Source organism: Roseibium sp., assembly GCF_050301095.1.
GTDB lineage: Bacteria > Pseudomonadota > Alphaproteobacteria > Rhizobiales > Stappiaceae > Roseibium.
Genome location: NZ_JBNKYW010000276.1, coordinates 1 through 20164, shown reverse-complemented (window position 1 = coordinate 20164; position 20164 = coordinate 1). Strand labels below are relative to the sequence as shown.

The 20164-nt window shown below is 61.7% G+C and carries 18 protein-coding genes and 1 pseudogene; 14 read left to right on the top strand and 5 right to left on the bottom strand.

Translation table 11 applies throughout. From position 1 onward, the window contains the following. From ACQY7U_RS24260 to ACQY7U_RS24240, 5 genes are all read right to left on the bottom strand, one after another. Window positions 1–1994: BTAD domain-containing putative transcriptional regulator (locus ACQY7U_RS24260; protein WP_428650548.1), on the bottom strand; the 1994-nt coding region annotated here is incomplete at its 3' end. Between the two features lie 39 nt (window positions 1995–2033). Then, on the bottom strand, window positions 2034–3341 hold the full coding sequence (gene glmU / locus ACQY7U_RS24255; protein ID WP_428650545.1) for a bifunctional UDP-N-acetylglucosamine diphosphorylase/glucosamine-1-phosphate N-acetyltransferase GlmU: 1308 nt from the start codon (window positions 3339–3341) through the stop codon (window positions 2034–2036). 45 nt (window positions 3342–3386) lie between these two features. Beyond that, window positions 3387–4862 carry an aldehyde dehydrogenase family protein gene (locus tag ACQY7U_RS24250; protein WP_428650542.1) on the bottom strand — a complete coding sequence of 492 codons (1476 nt, stop codon included), beginning with the start codon at window positions 4860–4862 and terminating at the stop codon, window positions 3387–3389. A 37-nt stretch (window positions 4863–4899) separates the two neighbouring features. Next, window positions 4900–6177, bottom strand: a complete 1278-nt coding sequence (locus ACQY7U_RS24245; protein WP_428650539.1) for a glycosyltransferase — start codon at window positions 6175–6177, stop codon at window positions 4900–4902. A gap of 15 nt (window positions 6178–6192) precedes the next feature. Then, window positions 6193–7125, bottom strand: coding sequence for a GntR family transcriptional regulator (locus ACQY7U_RS24240; protein ID WP_428650536.1), 933 nt, complete (start codon window positions 7123–7125; stop codon window positions 6193–6195). Window positions 7126–7342: 217 nt separating this feature from the next. Between ACQY7U_RS24240 and ACQY7U_RS24235 the strand changes: the two genes are divergently transcribed. The 14 genes and pseudogenes from ACQY7U_RS24235 to ACQY7U_RS24170 all read left to right on the top strand — a co-directional run. Continuing rightward, window positions 7343–8401 carry a polyamine ABC transporter substrate-binding protein gene (locus tag ACQY7U_RS24235; RefSeq protein WP_428650533.1) on the top strand — a complete coding sequence of 353 codons (1059 nt, stop codon included), beginning with the start codon at window positions 7343–7345 and terminating at the stop codon, window positions 8399–8401. A 146-nt stretch (window positions 8402–8547) separates the two neighbouring features. Continuing rightward, window positions 8548–9411 (top strand): ABC transporter permease, encoded by an 864-nt coding sequence (locus tag ACQY7U_RS24230; RefSeq protein WP_428650531.1) that lies wholly within the window; start codon window positions 8548–8550, stop codon window positions 9409–9411. Further along, a complete protein-coding gene (locus ACQY7U_RS24225; RefSeq protein ID WP_428650529.1) occupies window positions 9408–10187 on the top strand; it encodes an ABC transporter permease in 780 nt (259 codons plus the stop codon). The genes ACQY7U_RS24230 and ACQY7U_RS24225 overlap by 4 nt, the downstream gene beginning before the upstream one ends. A gap of 8 nt (window positions 10188–10195) precedes the next feature. After that, window positions 10196–11245 carry an ABC transporter ATP-binding protein gene (locus ACQY7U_RS24220; protein WP_428650526.1) on the top strand — a complete coding sequence of 350 codons (1050 nt, stop codon included), beginning with the start codon at window positions 10196–10198 and terminating at the stop codon, window positions 11243–11245. Window positions 11246–11261: 16 nt separating this feature from the next. Continuing rightward, window positions 11262–12554 carry a nucleotide disphospho-sugar-binding domain-containing protein gene (locus ACQY7U_RS24215; RefSeq protein ID WP_428650523.1) on the top strand — a complete coding sequence of 431 codons (1293 nt, stop codon included), beginning with the start codon at window positions 11262–11264 and terminating at the stop codon, window positions 12552–12554. After that, window positions 12547–12909, top strand: coding sequence for a cupin domain-containing protein (locus ACQY7U_RS24210; RefSeq protein ID WP_428650521.1), 363 nt, complete (start codon window positions 12547–12549; stop codon window positions 12907–12909). Before ACQY7U_RS24215 ends, ACQY7U_RS24210 begins: the two co-directional genes overlap by 8 nt. A gap of 25 nt (window positions 12910–12934) precedes the next feature. Beyond that, window positions 12935–13282: a cupin domain-containing protein gene (locus ACQY7U_RS24205; RefSeq protein ID WP_428650518.1), complete on the top strand. Its 348-nt coding sequence runs from the start codon at window positions 12935–12937 to the stop codon at window positions 13280–13282. A 33-nt stretch (window positions 13283–13315) separates the two neighbouring features. Next, the gene (locus ACQY7U_RS24200; protein WP_428650515.1) at window positions 13316–14353 is read left to right on the top strand and encodes an aminoglycoside phosphotransferase family protein; all 1038 of its coding nucleotides are present in this window, start codon (window positions 13316–13318) and stop codon (window positions 14351–14353) included. Beyond that, a complete protein-coding gene (locus ACQY7U_RS24195; RefSeq protein WP_428650512.1) occupies window positions 14350–15861 on the top strand; it encodes an aldehyde dehydrogenase family protein in 1512 nt (503 codons plus the stop codon). Before ACQY7U_RS24200 ends, ACQY7U_RS24195 begins: the two co-directional genes overlap by 4 nt. Window positions 15862–15910: 49 nt before the next feature. Continuing rightward, window positions 15911–17098, top strand: coding sequence for a saccharopine dehydrogenase family protein (locus ACQY7U_RS24190; protein ID WP_428650509.1), 1188 nt, complete (start codon window positions 15911–15913; stop codon window positions 17096–17098). Window positions 17099–17243: 145 nt separating this feature from the next. After that, a complete protein-coding gene (locus ACQY7U_RS24185; protein ID WP_428650506.1) occupies window positions 17244–17441 on the top strand; it encodes a transposase in 198 nt (65 codons plus the stop codon). 312 nt (window positions 17442–17753) lie between these two features. Further along, complete coding sequence (locus ACQY7U_RS24180; RefSeq protein WP_428650504.1) at window positions 17754–18470, top strand: helix-turn-helix transcriptional regulator; 717 nt, start codon at window positions 17754–17756, stop codon at window positions 18468–18470. Between the two features lie 97 nt (window positions 18471–18567). Next, window positions 18568–19785, top strand: coding sequence for an OmpA family protein (locus tag ACQY7U_RS24175; protein WP_428650501.1), 1218 nt, complete (start codon window positions 18568–18570; stop codon window positions 19783–19785). Between the two features lie 198 nt (window positions 19786–19983). Beyond that, window positions 19984–20164 (top strand): annotated as a pseudogene (locus tag ACQY7U_RS24170) (aspartate aminotransferase family protein); the annotation flags it as partial.

Genomic DNA, 20164 nt, shown 5'->3' with positions numbered 1-20164 from the left:
TCGTATGGCAAGGTTGCGACGAATGCTTCGGCGTCGAAATCGGGAAGGGCGATCCTGAGGGCCGACAACGACCGCTCGATGGCCGCCGGGCTGCCCCAGCCCGCACTGGCGGCCACCGCGTACATCAGGTCGTCGGTTCGTGGCCTACCGATCCGGTCCAGCACCGTCAGTGCCTCCTCGTGGCAGCCACGATGCAACAGCGCGCGTGCCAGGTGGGTCCAGTAGCGTTGCGGGTGGTACGGGTTGAGCCGCAACGACTTGCGCACCCATTCCTCCCCTTCCGCCGCCCGTCCGGCAAAGGTCAGGATCTCGCCCATGGCACAGATCGACCGGTCGTCATTGGGGTTCAGAAACAAGGCGCGTTCCTGGTGCCACAGGGCCCGCGGCAGGTTGCCCCGGATAAGGTGGTTCTGAGCCAGGACCCGATGGCATTCGCTTTCGTTTTCGTCGAGTTCAAGCCCGCGTTCGGCCGCGGCCTGTGAGCGATCCACCAGCTCTGACTGGTCGCCAAGGTGGTGGACCATTGCCTGGCCGAGGCCACATGCGAGCCAGGCGTGCGCGAGTGCATATTGCGGATCGCGGTCGATGGCCTGGTCGAAGAGATCAATGCAAAGCCGGCAATCTTCCGGAGTGAACAGGTGGTGGTGGAATTTGCCCTTGAGCAGCAGGTCATATGAAGCGAGGCGCTCCATCGGGACGGACCGCACCCGATTGAGGAGGACCTTCTCGACCCGGCCGACCAGGGTGGACACCAGCGTTGAGACGATTTCGTTCTGGATTTCGAATACGTCAACGATTTCGCGCTCGTATTGATGTCCCCAGACCAGGCGGCTTCGCGCGCCGTCGAGAAGCTGAACGCCAATTCGAACCTTGCCGCCCGCGCGGCGGACGCTGCCGCGCACCAGGAAATCGGCGCCGAGCGCCGTGGCGATCTCGTTCTCGGGAACCTCCTGTCCGCGATACATGAACGACGATCCGCGTGCGATGACCTCCAGATCGTGAAAACACGAGAGTGCTGTTGTCAGGTCCTCGGCGATGCCGTCGGCCAGATACAGGTCCTCCTCCCCGGAGAGGTTGTCAAAGGGAAGGACGGCGACGACGGGGCCCTCGGTGCCTTGTGCGAGTGGCGGCAGGGGGGCACTTGCGGAAGCGGGAGGTTCAGGTGTCGTGTTCCGGCCGTGCCGGATTCGATCGTGGACCGCTATCGTCTCATCGCATGGCGTTGCGCCAAGCTCCCGCAGCAGCGCGTCGGCGCAAACCTGGAATTGCCGCAGGGCGTCCGAACGGCGGTTGGTTCGCGCAAACAGTTCCATGAGCGCCCGGTGCGCCTTTTCGCAGGCCGGGTCGATGGCAAGCCGCCGATACAACACCCTTTCCGCCTCGCTGTCGCGTCCTTCACTGATCAGAATTTCGGCAAGCCGTTCGATGACGTGACAGGCGCTCTTCCGAAGGTGTTCGCGCGCGTCCCTCAGCCAGTCGTCGAACTCGGGAGCCCGCAGATGGAAGCCTTCAAGCAGTTCCCCGCGGTAAAGCTTCAGGCAATCCGCCAGTGTTGCCGCATCGCCGGCATCCGTTCCGGCTTTGAAACGCAAAACGTCCGAATTGCATCGAGCCGGATCCAGCCGAAGCCCTTCTCCCTCGGAAAGGACGACGGGACCGACGTGCTGTCTTATGTGGGACAGTGCTTGCCGTACATTGTGCCGTGCACGGTCATCGCCCGTGTGGCTCCATAGCAAGGTCGCGATGTTCTCGCGGTTCACGACGGCCGGATACTCGACGGCGAGAAAAGCCAGCAATGCCTGCGCCTTCTTCGCTTGAAGCATAACCGGTTGGTCGGCCCGCGAGACTTCGAAACGGCCCAGAACGCTCAGGTGAACGAGACTTTCCATGACACAAATATAACCGGAAATCAGGGTCGTGGAACTTGTTTGCGTGGCGTCTGCGGCAGCGCGCCGGAATAACCGGTCCTCGCCTTCTCCTTCCCGGTGGGCCATTCCCTCAATGACTTGGCATCTGCCCGGGCCGATGTACGGTTACTTCCGTTCCTTGACCGTCTGGCGGCTGCGGGCGAAGGCGAGGGCGTCTGCCGGGACGTTCCTGGTGATCGTGCTGCCGGCCGCGACGAGGCTGTTGTCGCCGATCTTCACGGGGGCGACGAGGGCGGAGTTGGAGCCGATGAAGGCGCGGGCGCCGATCTCGGTGCGGTGCTTGTTGACGCCGTCATAGTTGCAGGTGATCGTTCCCGCGCCGATATTGGCAGCCGCGCCGACGCTGGCATCGCCGATATAGCTGAGGTGATTGACCTTTGCGCCTTCGGCAATCTCGGCGTTTTTCACCTCGCAGAAATTGCCCACCTTGGAACCTGCATGCAGGTGAGCACCTGGCCTTAAACGCGCGAAAGGGCCGACGGAGGTGCCCGCCGCAATGCGGGCGCCCTCGATATGGCAATAGGCGTGAATGACGGCTCCCGCTTCTACAGTGACGCCGGGTCCGAAGAAAACGTTCGGCTCCAGGGTGACATCGGGGGCAAGCTCGGTGTCGTGGCTCAGGAACACCGTTTCCGGAGCCATCATCGAAACGCCCGAGACCATCAGCTCGTGCCGCCGTCGCTGCTGCCAGATCCGTTCGATCACGGCCAATTCCGCCCGGTTGTTGCAGCCGATGACTTCGCTTTCGTCCGCCTGAACGCTCACCACGCTTCTGCCGTCCGCCTTGGCGATTTCCACGATGTCCGTCAGGTAGTATTCGCCCTTGGCATTATCGTTGCCGATCCTCTCCAGAAGCTCCAGCGCAAGGCGGCCGTTGATCGCCAGAAGGCCGCTGTTGCATCTGGTGATGCGGCGCTCTTCTTCACTGGCGTCCCGTTCTTCCCGGATCGCCACCAGTTGCCCATCCGTTTCGATAAGGCGGCCATAGCCGGTCGGCTTGTCGGTTTCGAAGCCGATCACCACCACATCGTGGCCGGCGGAGAGCATTTCGCGGGCGGCGAGGAAGGGCGCTCCGGTCACCAGCGGTACGTCGCCGTAAGTCACGAGGACGTCGTCGTAACCCCGTTCGATCGCCGCGCGTGCAGCCATCACGGCATGGGCCGTGCCAAGCCGTTCTGACTGGAGGAAGGTTTCAAGACTAAGACCAGGCACTGCAGCCGCCTCGCGGACCGTGTCGGCGTCGCGGCCGAGCACCAGCGCGGCGTCCTTGACGCCGACATCGGCGAGGGTCCGCGTGACATGGGCGATCATCGGCAGGCCCGCGATCTTGTGCAGGACCTTGGATTTCGACGATTTCATGCGGGTGCTGTCGCCCGCGGCCAGAACAATCGTTAAGCAGCTTCTGTTTTCCATGGTCTGTCTTCCGGAGCGAGAGAGGTGGATCGACAGGGGAGGCGGTTACTTCAGGTACCAGCCCCAGGTCTCGTTCTTGTCGAAGGCGGTGATCTGCTTGACCTCGAGATAATTGGAGAGACCCCACTTGCCGAGTTCCCGGCCGATGCCGGACTGCTTGTAACCGCCCCAGGGCGCTTCGGTGAAAGTGGGCTGGGAGCAGTTGATCCAGACGATTCCGGCCTTGAAGGCACGCGCCACCCGTTCGCAGCGGTCAAGGTCGTCCGACATGACCGCGGCGGCCAGGCCGAAGCGGCTGTCGTTGGCCATGCGGATGGCGTCCGTCTCGTCCCGGAACGGTTTGACACAGACGACAGGGCCGAAGATCTCCTCCCGCCAGACGATGTTGTCCTCGCTCATATCGGTCAGGATTGTCGGTTCCAGGAAATAGCCCTTTTGAAGACCTTCCGGCCGTTTGCCACCGGTGGCGATCCTGGCGCCGCCGGAGACGCCACGTTCGATCATCGCGTGGATCTTGTCATATTGGCCTTTCGATACGAGGGGGCCGAGCAGGGTGCCGTCGTCAAGCCCGTTGCCGATGCTGATCTTTTTTGTTTCTTCCACCAGGCGGGTGAGCAGCGCCGGATAAAGGCTTTCTTCCACCAGCACCCGCGAGGTCGCCGAGCAGACCTCGCCCTGGTTCCAGAAGATGCCGAACATGATCCACTCGACGGCCTTGTCGATGTCGCTGTCCGCAAAAACCACGAAGGGCGATTTGCCGCCAAGTTCCAGGCTGACGTTCTTGATGTCGCGGGCCGCTGCCGCCATGATCCTGCTTCCGGTCGGCACAGACCCGGTAAAAGCCAGCTTGTCGATGCCGGGATGCTCGGACAGCGGCTGGCCCGCGTCCGGGCCAAGGCCGGTGACGATGTTCAGAACGCCCGCGGGCAGTCCGGCGTCTTCGGCGATGGCACCGAGTTCCAGCGCCGTCAGCGGGGTAAGTTCGGATGGTTTCAGCACCATGGTGCAGCCGGCGGCGAGGGCTGGGGCAACTTTCCAGGCAGCCATCAGCAGCGGGTAGTTCCAGGGGATAATGGCTCCCGCGACACCGACAGGCTCGCGCACCACCCTGGAGGAAAAGCGGTCGTCGCCAAGCGGAATGACTTCTTCCGGATTTGCGTCCAGTTCTTCGGCGAGATCCGCGTAGAAGCGGAAGCAGCCGGCGGTGTCCTCGATGTCCCAGACGGCTTCCGGCAGGGGCTTGCCGTTGTCCAGCACCTCCAGCCGCGCCAGGTCCTGCGTGCGCTCCTCGATCCGTGCGGCCATGGCGCGCAGGTAACCGGCGCGCTCCCTGCCGGACAGTTTCGGCCAGGGGCCATGGTCGAACGCGACCCGGGCGGCGCGGACGGCGGTATTGATGTCTTCCGCCGTTCCGGCCGGCGCGTCTGCAATAATCTCTTCCGTTGCCGGATTGACGACCGGGAAGCGGCCTCCCTTCAGCGGCAGGTGCCACTCTCCGTTGATGAAAAGCTTGTCGCGCATCTCTAGCTCCTCCTCCCCGAGGCAACCGGGCGGTTCGTTATTTGTTGCGGGAAACGGTTTCCAGGATCTTTTCGGCGGCGAGCCGCGCGCCGGAATGGGCCTGCATTTTGCCGGCATTGGCCTTCAGGCGTTTCTGCATCGCCGTGTCGTTCAGCAGGCCGGTGATGGCGCCCGACAGCTCCTCCGGGCTCCAGTCATAGCGGGCAAGATTTCTGCCGACGCCGGTTTCCCCGGCGCGGGTGGCGTTGTCATGGCCGTCCCAGCAATAGGGCATGATGAGCGAAGGCACGCCGAAATAAAGCGCTTCGCAGAAACTGTTGTTGCCGCCGTGATGGATGAAGAGGCTGGCCTGACGGACGACGGAAGGCTGCGGGAACCAGCTGTCGACGAAGACATTGTCCGGCACGTCGCTGTATTCGTCGCGCCACGGCCCGGCATTGACGAGGAAGCGGAAGGGCAGGCGTTCAAACACGTCGATCATGCGCTTCATCATGTCGACATCCATGGCGCCGAGCGAACCGAAACTGGTCAGCACCAACGGCTCGTCGTTACAGCGCGCAAACCGCGGCGGCAGGTAGTCCACCTCGTGCCGCACGCAGCCGTCGAGAAAGACGAAATAGTCCGGGTCGAGAGCCTCGGCGCGCTCGTGGCGGATAATGCTTGGAGCCAGCAGCAGGTTCAGCCAGGGAGAGGGGCCGAGAAACTCCGGTGCCTGGGGCGCCTTCAGGCCGCATTCCTGCAGGAAGGCGGCAAAGCGCTTGTGGGCCGGAGCGGTCGCCTTGCGGTATTTTTTCAAGAACGCCGCGCAGTCTTCCGGAGCGTTGGCGCTGCAGCCTGAAAGATAAGGCGGAACGTTCTCGTCCGGCACTTCCGTTTCCGCGCAGGAAACGACCCGGATCCACGGCACGCCCGCATTGGCGACGGCCGGAAACATGACGACGTTGTCGAGCACAATGCCGTCCGGCTTCAGGCGCTGCAGCAACTGGCGCAGGGGCTCCTCGACATCCATGGCTGTGTCGACGATGGCTTCCCAGGTCGGGGCGACGTAGCTGTCGAGTTGATCGAAGGGCGATTGCCGGAAGGCGTCCTGGTGCCGGTTGATGAAGTCGGTCCAGTCGGTGGCTGTGCTCTCGCCGCCCCCGGCCAGCGGGTATTCGGCAAAACCGTACTCGGAAAAGACGCCGCTGAAACCCGGGTGGCAGATGAAAACAGGCCGTGCACCCAGATGTTTGAGCTGCTGGGCGATGCCGACGCAGTTGAGGGCTGCGCCGTAGCTGGCTTCGGGGAAGAGGGCGATTGTCTTTGCGTTGGGCATGGGCGGGGGAAATGCTTACCGGGATACGAGCTTGAAACGGGGAGGAACGCCCCGGCCGGCGATCCGTGGCCGCTGCGACTGGGACTGCTGGATGTGGACGCGCATGAGATCGGCGGCCAGGGCCATCTGGCCGCGCTCGATCTGTTCGAGGATCTGCAGATGTTCCAGGTTGGACTGCATCACGCGGAAGAGGCCGACGTGGGGCTGCGAGGGCAGGGCGTAGCGGCGGCGGTGATGTGTCGTCAGTGCTTCGGCGAGAAACGGATTGCCGCAGCTTTTCGCGATCAGCAGGTGGAAATCCCTGTCGGTGCGTTCGAACAGGCGCTGGTCGAAGGTGGCTTCGGTCATGGTCTGAAGCGCCATCATCGACTGGCGTAGCGACAGGATGGCCGTGGAATCGCGGTGAAAGTCCGGCAGGGTCAGGGCCAGTGGCTCGGTCGCCAGGCGGAATTCATAGCTTTTGGCCGTGGCTTCCGGGCTGACGGCAAATTCCTTAAGGGTCCATTGTTGCCCGGCGCCGCGTACGGCGAGATTGTCCTCTGCCAGTTTCAAAAGCGCATTTTGTACCGACTGGCGCGAGGCGTCATAGCGTCTTTGTAGCGCGGCGACGGTTTGTATTTCGGAAATTCGCCCGGCTGCCAGGTCGCGCAGGATGGCGTTGTTGAGATCGTCCTCCGGCGCGTTGCCAGTGTCCGGATTCAGGCTGGCGATGGTCACGGAATCGGCAGCGAAACGGTATCCTCCGTCCGCGTCCGTTGTGACAAGGCCGCGTTCCGCGAGTATCTGCAGGGCCTTGCGGACCGGAGTTCTTGAGACATTACAAAGGCTTGCGATTGCCTGCTCGGCAAGCCGGTCGCCCTTGGACATGCCGCGCTCGGTCGCGATGTCCAGTATTTTTTGCGCCAATTCGACATGCCTGCGGTTGGGTTTTTTTTGCTCTGCCGTCATCTGACCTGCTGCCTGTTTGTGGGTGCATGCTGCCTTTTGGGCGCTGATATTGCAAGGGCTTCCTTGCACGAATTGCCGAAAATCGCTGGATTTCAGATTCTGTATTGACAGTACTTTTTTTGAAAATAATACTCTTTATCCGTCTGGCGTAACAGATCGCAGCAAGCGGCAGCGCCCGAACAGAGGTTGGACCAACAGTTAAAAAGGGAGTTTTCCCGTGACAGCGAAGACGCATTTCCTTTCCAGAACCGGGCTTGCCGCGCTTGTGGCCCTGGGGCTTAGCGCAGGCGGGGCAGGGGCCGCGGACCTGGTGATTTCAAACTGGGACGGCTACATGGCTCCGGACATTGCCGAGAGCTTCAAGAAGGCGACCGGTCTCGAAATCGAGGTGGTCAATCACGCCACCAACGAAGAGATCATGGGCAAGCTGATGGCGAGCGGCGGCAAGGGCTACGATCTCGTTTTTGTGTCCTCGCCCTTTGCCGAGGTGCTCAACCACCAGGGCCTGCTGGAAACGGTCGACGAGGCAGCCGTGCCGAACCTTGCCAACCTCTATCCGGAGGCCGCCAGCCTCGCCTACGATCCGGGCAATGCTTTCTCCGTGCCCTACGCCTGGGGTACCACGGGTCTGTGCTACCGCTCCGATCTTGTTGAGGGTTCGCCGGACAGCTGGATGGCGCTTCTGAAATCTCCCGACGACCTGAAGGGCAAGACCACGATGCTGGCGACGGACCGCTGGCTGATGGCGGCCGGTCTTCTCGGGCTCGGTTATTCGGTCAACGAGAGCGATCCGGCCAAGATCAATGAGGCAAAGGATCTGCTGATCGAGGCCAAGAAGGATCTGCTCGCCTATGACGACACGACCTTCTATTCCAAGCTGGTATCCGGCGAGGCCTCGCTGGTTCACGCCTGGGACGGCTGGTGCAACTACGGCATCGCGGACAACAAGGACATCAAGTTCGTCGTGCCCAAGGAAGGCTCGGACCTGTGGGTCGACACCATGGTCGTGATGAAAGCCGCCGAGCACAAGGAAAATGCCATGAAGTTCCTGAACTTCATGCTGGATGCCGAAAACCACGCCTGGGCGGCTTCCAACATCCTTTACAAGGTGCCCAACAAGGCTGCGATGGAAAGCCTCGATCCGGAACTGCTGGCCAGCTATCCCAACATGGCGATGACACCGGCCGAACTCACCGGGTTCGAACTGCTGCGCGATCTGGGCGAAGCGCAGAAGGGCTATTCGCGCGCCGTCAGCGAGATCAAGGCCGCCAACTGACCCCGGACATAGTCCCGGCTTGAGAGCTGCCGCGCGGTCTTTGTGCCGCGCGGCCACCCCGGAGGGTATCCCGGCGCGGGTCTCCCGTGCCGACCCGGCATGCCTCCCTTTCTCCAGAGCGACGACCGAGACCCAGGCAATTTTCCATGTCCTTTCAGGCGACAAGATCGAACCTCATGGCGGCCCCCGCCATTACCTGGCTGCTGGCCTTCATGGTGGCACCCTGTGTGCTGGTGCTGGCCTATGCTTTCTTCGAACGCGGCACCTGGGGTGGCGTGGTCTACAACTTCAATCTGGAAAATTTCGCGCGTGTCGCCGATCCGCTCTATGCGAAAATTTTCCTGACATCGGCGCGCATCGCGGGCACCGCCACCCTGCTGGCGATCCTGATTGCCTATCCGGCCGCCTACGCGATCAGCCTTGCACCCCGCCACCGTCAGCCGATGCTGCTGTTCTTCGCGGTGCTGCCCTTCTGGAGCAATTACCTGATCCGCACATACGCCTGGATCGTGCTGCTCAACCGCGAGGGCCTGATCAACAATTTCCTGCGAACCCTCGGATATGACGGCGAACCGTTGTCGCTGCTCTACACCGAAGGCGCGGTGATCACGGGACTTGTCTACAACTACCTGCCCTTCGTGATCCTGGCGATCTATTCAACCCTCTCCCGGCTCAACCCGGAACTGAAGGAAGCCTCACGGGATCTCGGCGGCGGTGCGGTGCGCACGTTCCTGCGGGTGACCCTGCCGCTTACCCTGCCGGGTGTCGCCGCCGGCGGCGTCTTCGTCTTCGTCCTTTCCATCGGCAACTTCGTGACGCCCGCTCTTCTCGGCGGCGGCCGGTTCCAGATGATCGGCAACGTGGTCTACGACCAGTTCCTGACCGCCAACGACTGGCCCTTCGGCGCCGCGCTCGGCATGATCCTGATCGCGATCATGATCGTGCTCCTGACCCTGCAGGCCCGCGCCACGGCCCATGCCAGCGGTGAAACGCGCGAGGTGGCGGCATGAGGACGAACAAGCTCGCAGGCCGTCTCATACTCCTGGCACTCTTCGGCTTTCTCTATGTGCCGATCGCCGTCCTGGTGATGCTGTCCTTCAACGAATCCGGCTTGCCGACTGCCTGGTCCGGCTTCTCCACCAAGTGGTACCTCGAACTCGCCGGAAACGGCGACATTCTGGGGGCGGCCTGGAACACGCTGGTCGTCGGCGTGTCGGCAACGCTGCTGTCGACCGTGCTCGGAACCATGCTGGCCATCGGCATGGAAACCCGCCGCCGCAAGAGCTCCGGCCTGGAAGCGCTGGTTTTCGCACCCATGGTGATCCCGGACATCGTGCTGGCCGTGGCGCTTTTGAGCTTCTTTTCCAAACTCAACGTCACGCTGGGCCTGCACACGATTATCATCAGTCACGTGATCTTCGATCTTGCCTTCGTCTGCTCGATCGTGCGCGCCCGGCTGAAGCATTTCGACTATTCGATCGTCGAGGCTTCGCGGGATCTCGGCGGCTCCGCCTGGACCACCTTCTGGTGGGTGACCTTTCCGGTGCTGTTGCCCGCCATCATCGCCGGTGGCCTGCTGGCCTTCACCCTCTCGGTCGACGAATTCATCATCGCCTTTTTCACCGCCGGTGCCGGGCGCTCCTCCATCACGCTGCCGATCCAGATCTATTCCATGATCCGCTTCGGGATCACGCCCGAGATCAATGCGCTTGCGACCATCGTCATGGCGGTCAGCACCATCGTGCTGTTGCTCTCGCAATGGCTCAACAAAGACAACCTGCAATGACGGCTCACATGACCATTACCGAAACCATTCTCAAGATCGACCGCTTGACCAAGGACTTCGGGCCCGTGCGCGCCGTCGACGGGGTGGAACTCGACATCCGCCGCAACGAGTTCTTCGCCCTGCTCGGGCCGTCCGGCTGCGGCAAGTCCACGCTTTTGCGCATGCTGGCCGGCTTCGTGACGCCAACGGCAGGGGACATCGTGCTGGAAGGCGACAGCATCACCGGCCTGCCGCCGGAACGGCGGCCGCTGAACCTGATGTTCCAGTCCTATGCGCTGTTTCCCCATATGACGGTCGCGAAAAACCTCGCCTACGGGCTGGAGATGGACCGGTTGCCGAAGGTGGAGATCGCGCGCCGGGTCGAGGAAATCATGGCGGTGACGGACCTGACCGAATTTGCCTCCCGCAAGCCCGAGCAGCTTTCCGGCGGTCAACGCCAGCGCGTGGCGCTTGCCCGCGCCCTCGTCAAACGGCCCAAGGTGCTCCTGCTCGACGAGCCGCTCGGCGCGCTCGACAAGAAGCTGCGCGAACGCATGCAACTGGAACTCAAGCGCCTGCAGCACGAAGTCGGCATCACCTTCATCATCGTCACCCATGATCAGGAAGAGGCGCTGGTGATGGCGGACCGCATGGCGATCCTGAAGGACGGCAAGCTGCTGCAGCATGGCGCGCCGGCAGAAATCTATCAAAACCCGGCGGACCGCTTCGTCGCCAATTTCATCGGCGTGATGAATTTCATCGAAGGGCAAGTGGGAACCGACGGCTTCTTCGAGGCGCCGGGTCTGACCGTCTCCAATGCCGCCTCGGCGGCCGGGCAGGCTGCGCTCGCGATCCGGCCGGAGGAAATCGATCTCGTGGGGCCGGAGGAAAACGGCCTTCAAGGGCGGATCGTCGACATCGCCTACCACGGTCTCGACCGGGTTCTTCATGTCGAAACGCCCGCCAGTGCAACGCCTTTGCAGGTTCGTGTTTCCGCCCGGCTCTCCGGCGGCCACATGGTGGGCGAAACCATCCGGCTCGGCATTGCGCCAGAGCGTTGCAAGTTCTTCACCGCATAAAGAGAAAGAGGGGCCAATGTCCAAGACAATCGCATTTTTCCCGGAAGCCGCCTTCGGACCGGCACTGAACTCCGTCGGCATTGCCCAGGCGGTGCAGGCCCTCGGGCACAAGGCCGTATTCCTGTCCGACCCCGGCTTCGTCGAGGTCTACGAGGGCTACGGCTTCGAGGCGCATCCGGTCAACCTGTCGGAACCGATGCCGGCCGAGCAGATGGCGAAGTTCTGGGAGGACTTCATCAACGGCCATATCCCGAACTTCCGCAAGAGCCCCTATGACCAGATCGACAACTACGTGAAGGATTGCTGGGAGGCGATCGTCGACAGCGCCAAATGGGCGGAGAAGGATCTGCCCGGCGTGCTTGCCAAGATCGACCCGGACATGATCTGCGTCGACAACGTCATCCTGTTCCCGGCGATCAAACACTTTGGCAAGCCCTGGGTGCGGATCATTTCCTGCTCGGAAAACGAGATCGAGGATCCGAAGATCCCGCCACATCTGTCGGGCTGCAGCGCCACCGACTTTGAAGGGCATGAGGCCTTCCGCAAACGCTTCAATGAGGTGATCAAGCCGATCCATGACGACTTTAACGAATTCCTGAAGTCGACCGGCGAAGAGCCTTATCCGATCGGCCAGTTCTTCGAGGCCTCGCCCTTCATGAACCTCCTGCTTTATCCGGAGCCGGTGAAATTCGAACGCGAACATCCGCTCGATCCGAAGCAGTTCCAGTATCTGGAAGGCTGCGTGCGCCAGGAAGCACCCTATGAAGTGCCGGAATTTGCAGAGAACAACGACAAGCCGCTGATCTATGTCTCCTTCGGCAGCCTCGGTGCGGGCGATACGGATCTTTTGAAGCGGATCATCGCGGCCATCGGCAAGCTGCCCTACCGGGCGCTGGTGAATGTCGGCGACTACAAGGACCAGTACGATGCCCTGCCGGGCAATGTGATCATCGACAGCTGGTTTCCGCAGCCCTCCGTCATTCCGCTGATCGACGCGGCCATCCACCACGGCGGCAACAACTCCTTCACTGAGTGCCTCTATTTCGGCAAGCCCGCGATCATCATGCCTTATGTCTGGGACGGTCACGACAACGCCACTCGCGTCGACGAAACCGGTCACGGCTTCAAAATGGACCGCTACGACTGGAGCGAGGCAGATCTGGCGGCCAAGCTGGAGCAGATGATCGGCGACCCGGCAATGAAGGCGAAGCTTGCGGCAACCTCCACGCACATGCAGGCCCGCAGCGGTCCGCAGAAGGCCGCCGGCATTCTCGATGAAGTCCTCAAGAACGGGTCTTTCAATGGTTGAGACGCTGACCTCTTCAGCGCCGCATATCCACGGCGCCACGACCTTTGACGACCTGGTGGACTGGGGCGCGCAACCGGATTGCCTGGAAGGGCAATCCCGGTCTTCCGGCCGTCTTCTCCACAAGGGGCCGGACAACCAGCCGGAAACCGGCATCTGGGTGTGCACGCCGGGCCGCTGGCGGCTGTCGATCCCGCGCGACGAGTTCTGTCATTTCGTTGCAGGCCGCGCGGTCTACCGCTCAGACGAGGGCGAGGAGATCGAGGTCGAGGCCGGAACCGCCGTGATGTTCCCCGCCGGTTGGACCGGCGAATGCGAGGTTCTGGAGACCATGCGCAACCTCTACATGCTGGTCTGATCCGGCTGAAATCCAAGGAAAACAAATGACCGCGACACCGCTGATGAAAAAGCCGCTGGAGCAAGCGGAGCTGAAGGACTGGGGCGTGATCCCCACCATGATCGAGGGGGAGAGCCGCACGTCCGGGCTCCTGATCCACAAGGGGCCGGAGGGCCGGTCGGAATGCGGGCTCTGGGTCTGCACGCCGGGTAAATGGGACTGCCACGTGACCCGCGACGAATTCTGCCACTTCCTGGAAGGCCGCTGCACCTATGTGCACGAAAGCGGCGAGGTGATCGAGATCACGCCGGATACCGCTGCCTTCTTTCCGCAAGACTGGAAGGGCGTCTGCACGGTCCATGAGACCGTGAAGAAGGTCTACATGATCCGCTGAGGCGGATTCCGGGACACGAAACGGAAGACGGGAATGCAGGACACTTGTGACATGCCGGACCTTCGCAGCACCTTCATCGCCGACAATTACTTCGCCCTGCCGGAAGCCAGGGAGCTTCCGGCGGATGCCTCGCCGCGCCGCTACTACCGGCTCGAGGTGGTGCCCAAGCTGCTTATGGAAGTGGAGCCGGGCTCGCCAGACTTCGAACCTTTCGTGCAGATCAGCCGCTATCTCAACGAGGTTGGCCTGTCGGCGCCGCGTGTCTTTCATCACGACCTTGCCAAGGGGCTGGCACTGATCGAGGACTTCGGCGAGGCGACGTTCACGCGGCTGCTGGCGACCGGGCATTCGGAAGCCGAGCTCTACAAGCTGGCGGTCGATGTGCTCATCCATCTGCACGAAGCAGGGATTGCACCGCCCGAAATCGTCCCGCCCTACGATTTTGGTCCTCTCGACGACGAGCTTCAGATGTTCTCCCGCTGGTACGTGCCGCAATGCGCACCGGAGGTCGATGCGGAAGCCTTCGAGGAAAGCTTTCTCGAGGCGTGGCACGTCGCTCTTGGCGACGTGGCGCGCTGCCGGGATGTCCTGGTTCTGCGGGATTATCATGTCGACAACCTTATGGTTGTCGAAGGGCGCAAGGGCGCGGCGGCCTGCGGTCTGCTCGACTTTCAGGACGGCGTCCTGGGCTCGGCCGCCTATGATCTGGTGTCCCTGACGCAGGATGCGCGCCGCGAACTGTCGCCCGGACTCGAAGAGTTGCTGGTGGAGCATTACCTTGCCGGGCGTCCCGGCCTCGACCGGGAGCGGTTCATGGCCGAGTACTGGCTGCTGGCAGCACATCGCCACACCAAGCTTCTCGGCAACTTCGAGCGGCTTTCCAAGCGGGACGGCAAGCACGGCTATCTTGTCTTCATTCCCTACGTACAAAGACTGCTGACCAACGCACTTCACAATGCCGGGCTCGATGACATCCGTGCCCTGATGGACCGCCATCTGCCGCGCTGGGCAACGCACCGGCCCGTTCATCCGCAATCAGCCGACGCACATCGGAAAGTCCAGGACACATGACAGACTTCGACCTCAACAAACCGGTCTATTTCGCGGACGGAACCTTCAAGCCCGCGAGCGGCGGGATGCAGAACGTGATCGATCCGGCAACCCTCGAAAAGGTGGGGGTGATTGCCGGGGCAACGCCTGAGGAAATCGGTGCGGTTTTGACGTCCGTTACCGCCGCGCAGCGGCACTGGGGCAGGCTGGATGCCAAGACGAGGGCAACGGCACTCCACCGGATCGCCAACCGCATCGAGGCAGCGGACATGCGCTATTGCGCCGAGATCATGTCGCGCGAAATGGGCAAGCCCTACCCGGAAGCCATCGGCGAGGTAGCCAACTGCGCCGGAGCCTTTCGATATTTCGCGGAAATGGCCCGCGACGACGGCGGCAAGGTGGCGGGTACGACACAGGCAGGTTCGTTTCAATATGCGCGCTACGAGCCGCTGGGCGTTTCCGTCCACATCATGCCGTTCAATTTCCCGATCCTGCTGATGTGCTGGACGGTGGCCGCTTCGCTTGCCGCCGGCAACGGCTGCATCATCAAGCCGGCGGAGGCCACGACGCTGTCGACGCTGATCTTCATGGATGTCTTTGCCGATCTGCCCGAGGGATTGGTGGCGTGCCTGCCGGGCGGGGGAGACGTGGGGCAGGCACTGATCCAGTCGCCGCAGACCCATGCGATCGCCTTTACCGGCTCGGTGCCCGTCGGCAAGGTGGTGGCCATGGCCGCTGCCGGGGAAATGAAACCTGCCGTCATCGAGGCGGGCGGCTCAGACCCGATGATCGTTTCCGCCAACGCACCACTTGATGTGGCCGCGGCGGGCGCGGTCACCGCGGCGTTCCACATGTCCGGCCAGGTCTGCACGTCCGCCGAGCGGTTTTATGTCGTCGATGAAGTCCATGACGCCTTCATCGAGAAATTCGCTGCCGAGACGAAAAGACTGCGCATCGGTAACGGCCTGACGAAGGCCGAAATCGGTCCGCTGGTTTCCAAGGCGGCGCGCGACAAGGTAGTGCGTCTCGTCAAGGACGCATTGGACAAGGGCGCGAAGGCGGTGACCGGGGCGAAGATCCCCGTCGACCAGCCGCTCGGCTGGTTCTACGAGCCGACGATCCTGACCGGCTGCACGCCGGAGATGGACATCCTGAAGGAAGAGTGTTTCGGACCGGTGGCTGCGGTCTGCCGCGTGCCGGATTTCGACACCGCCATCAAGATGGCCAACGACAGTCCTTTCGGGCTCGGAGCTTCCGTCTTCACCACTTCTCTGGAAGAGGCGATGGAAGCCTCGGAACGGCTGGAAGCCGGCATGGTCTGGGTAAACAATCCGCTGATCGACAATGACGCGCTGCCCTTCGGCGGATGGAAGAAATCCGGCATCGGCCGGGAGCTCTCCCGCCTCGGCCTCGACACCTTCCGCCGCTCGAAAATGGTAATCGTCGATCACAAGCCGGTGCGCCAGGACTGGTGGTACCCCTATCCGGACGACTGGTTCTTTGAAACCGGCGGGCGCAAGCACGTCTGAGCGTTCTTTCCAAAACCAAGCCGACAATCAGCAATACAGGACATTCGACATGATCATCACCCTCCTTGGCGGTGCGGGTCTGATGGGCGCCGGCATTGTGCGCGACCTTCTCTCCGACCGCACGATCATCGACATCGCTTCCGTCCGGATCTGCGACGCCGCGCGTCCGCGCATGACGGCGCTGGCCGAAGAGCTCGCCGACCCGCGCATCGTGCTTCAGGAACTTGACGCAACCAATCCGCAGTCGCTGGCCGCCGCAGTCCAGGGCGCGGATATCTGTATCAACTGCGTACCGACCCTGCTCGGCTTCCAGATGGCGATCTTCGAGGCCGCGTTGGCGGAGAAGGTGACCTATATCGACCTCGGCGGGCTCGGCACCTATACGGTCAAGCAGCTGGCGGAGCACGAGCGCTTCAAGGCTGCTGGCGTCACGGCGGTAATCGGCGTCGGCGCGGACCCGGGTATGTCCAACGTGATCTGCCGGGCGGTTGCCGATGAACTCGACGAGATCGATGCCATCAATCTCTACTGGGCGGCCGAACTCACCGGTGAGGAAAACCCAGTTCTGGTGCCGCCCTACAGCGTCTCGACGGTTCTGGCCGAATACGCCCACGAAAGCACCCAGTTCTACGGAGGCAAACATGTCACCTGTCCGCCCATGAGCGGCCGGGAAGTTCTCGACCTGCCCGAACCCTGGGGCCGATGCGAATTCATGCATTCGCCCCATTCCGAACAGTTGACCGTGCCGCTGGCGGACGGGATCAGGGAAAAGGGCATCAAGGAGTTTTCCTGGAAACTCCACCTGCCGCACCGGGAGCACGAAGCCTGGGTTGGCCTCGTCAAGGCAGGCTTCGGCGATTTCGACGATCCGGTGGAGGTGAACGGTATTTCGGTGAAGCCTCTCGACGTCCTCAACAAGGTCATCAACCGCAACATCGAACGCTACGGCGACAAGATCCCCGCGCAGGACAGCCACGAGATCCATTTCGCCACCGGCAAAGGCCGCAAGGATGGCGAGGCGCGGACGGTGACGGTGACTGTCGTGGTCGAGCCGGACCCGCTTTATGACCCATATGTGGATGCCTGCACCTCCATGAACGGTTCCATTGCCGCGCAGCTCATCCTGGCGGCCCCGCGGAAACCGGGTGTCTGGGCGCCGGAGGAATATTTCGACGTGCAGACCTACTTCCGGGAGCTGGAAAAGCGGAAGTTCAAGGTGTCCACCACCGTTTCCTGACCTCAACGCAAACCGCGCCCATCCGGCCGGGTTTTCCGGCAAAGACAACGGACCGGCTTTCACAACACAGGCGCCTGCCACAACACGTCCGCTCCTCGCTCCGGGCGATTGCGGCAGGCCCATGGACGATCGGGAGAAACAGGAAATGAAACGTCCCAGATTTTCCGAAGACGAGATCCTGCAGATCCTGCAGGAACACAAATCCGGCCAAACCGCCGCCGAACTCTGCCGTAAATACAGGATCAGCGACACGACGTTCTACAAGTGGCGGGCGCGCCGTGGATTGGAAAACCTGCCGGAAACGCGCTGCCTGAAGCGCTTTGATAAGCACCGGACAGGGTGATTCCGTGGTCCGGTTTGAAGAAACCAAATGCCGGTGTTTGTTGAATGCCTCTCCTTGCGGCAGGGTAATATTCAGTTTTTAAGTTATTCCTACAAAAAAATCATAAAATTAAGTCTTGTCTAGAAAAAGAAGTCGATGAATTCATTAGAGAACTTCCGTTTTGACAGAATGGCATTCCTGTCAGATGTGCTGATGTAAATTTCGAATGTTTGATAACTAACTGTTTTGTCATGTGAATACGCTTAATTGGTTGAAAGTTCGTGTGAAAGAATTTGCCCGTCCAATCAAAATCTGCGGAGGGGCAAAGTCTACATGGGCGTTTACGTGGCGGTTCAGGCGATCGAGGCCATACGCGAGGCAAATACCGTGGAGGAGCTGAAGGCTGCGCTGCCATCCAGCCTTGAGCAGCACGGCTTCGACAACTTCGGGATTTCCTGCAACAAAAAAGAGGCCGATGAACTCGTCCTCGACCCGACATTGACGACATTGTCCGATGCCTTCCGGCAGGACTATGAACGTCTGGGGTGGGTTCGAAACAACCCGCTGCTGGATGAGTTCGGTAACATACCTGTTTATCGAACCTGGTCAGTCGATGCCGACAGACCGGACCGCCAGTTTCAGGAATACGCCGAGTTTCTGACCGATATTGGAATGGGCAGCGGCATCGTGGTTCCGCTGGCCAAGTGTCCGCTCATGAGCGTTTTCTGCGTCGAGGCGCCCACGCCTGGAGCGTTCCCGCTCGATCTTGTGCAGCAGGTCGCCATCCTGGGAAACGCCACGGCGATCAAGGTTGAGATGCTTGGCCTGGGGGCAAGTGATGTGGCCGATGAAAGCGCGGCGCTCAGGGCCTTGTCGCCCCAGCAGGTCAAGATCCTCAAATGGGCCGCGGAGGGCAAGTCCAACACGGATATCGCCACGATCCTCAATCTCAGCAAGCGCGGCGTCGCCTATCATATGAGCGAGATCCTGCGAAAGCTCGGCGTGGCGTCACGGGCGCAGGCAGTTTCCGCCTGTTTCGGAGGGCGATAAGACAAACAGGCGGCACGTTCCGGCCGCATTGCCTGTAAAATCCGCGTTTTCTGACCTATCATCGCCATTCCGATGATGTGCGGTTGAGGCAAGTGCCATGAGAAGCCGGATCCTTGCAATTTTCGTCATCCTCCTGTTTCCAGTGATGGCGGCGCGCGCGCAGAAGCCTGTCAATGCGGCCGGGTTCGATCAGGGGGCGGTTCTCTTGTCCTATACGCAAGAGTTCGGAGACCGCTCCGCCGCCGAATGGATAGCGCTTGAGCTCATCGACGGGTCTCCGTTGCTGGGATGGTCGAGCAAGAAGACGGTTTCATTTCCCTATGAATTTCTGTTCGAGCTTCATGGAACCTATTCGCTGTCCGAACTGGTGTTCGACACCACACATGTGGACCAGGCGGGCCGGTCGGCGCGCGGGGTGAGGGTGCTTGCCTCGACAGCGGGGGAAGACGGTCCGTTTTCCACGATCTTCGAGGGCGAGATTGCGGATCTGGACGAAACCCGCGTGCCCCTGCCGGGACCGGTCGAAGCCCGTTTTCTGAAGCTCCAGATTCTCGGCAACTGGGGCAGTGCCGACTATGTCGAGCTGATGGAATTCCAGGCGATCGGAACCGCCCTGGATGCGGGAGTTGCCCTGACGCCCTATCAGGGCACCTACCAGACCAATTGGGACAAGTTCTTCATCACATCCTCCGGCGAGGAAATCAGCGGCTGCTACGATCATGACGAGGGCACCTTCAGCGGCGCGCGAGACGGGCGGTTCATGAGTATTGAGTGGCGCGAGACCGGCCCGCAGATCGGCAAGGCGGTCATGGCGGTTACGCCCGACAGGAGATATTTCGCGGGCTTCTGGTACGAGCAGGGCACGCTGCGCGGCACATGGATGGGATCCCTGTTGCCTTCGGGCGTCACACCGAAGTGCGCATCTGCCCTGGTGAATGCCAGCTCAAGCCGCGTAGAACAGTCTCTCGACCGGGACGGCCGGGCGGTGCTCTACGGCCTCTATTTCGACGTGGATTCGGCAAACATCCGTCCCGACAGCGCATTGGTGCTGTCGCAGCTCCAAAACTGGCTTTTGGCCAATCCGTCGGCGCGTCTGGCAATCGAGGGGCATACGGATTCCGACGGCACGGACGCTTACAACCAGGGGCTTTCGCAAGCCCGGGCGCTGTCGGTCGTCAACTGGCTGGCGGCGCAAGGTATCGCGGCCGGCGGCTTCAGTGCCGTCGGCTTCGGTGAAAGCCGTCCGGTCGCGGGCAACGGCACGCCGCAGGGCAAGGCCCTGAACCGGCGCGTGGAAGTCCGGGTGATCAAATAGCACGCAAGGCGGTCCGCAAAGCAATTAAGGTCAATTCGGCATTCCCGTGGCATTTGCCTGTTAAACTTGAAAATCATCGCGCAAAATCCCGATTGTACTCCCGTCTGTGCCGCACTAGCGTGGAGCGCAACGGCGGGGCTCGGCACGAGTCGCGCGGCAACAACCACACCCATAAATCAAAATGACAAGAGGCGTTCCATGGCGCAGCTCCCCAATTCCCTTGAAGCCCGCGATACGGCTTTCCAGCTTCACTCCTATGCGGATGCGCGCCGACAGGAGGAGACCGGTGCCCTGGTGATCGACAAGGGCGAGGGCATCTATGTCGAGGACATCAACGGCAAGCGCTATATCGAGGGCATGGCGGGCCTGTGGAGCGTGG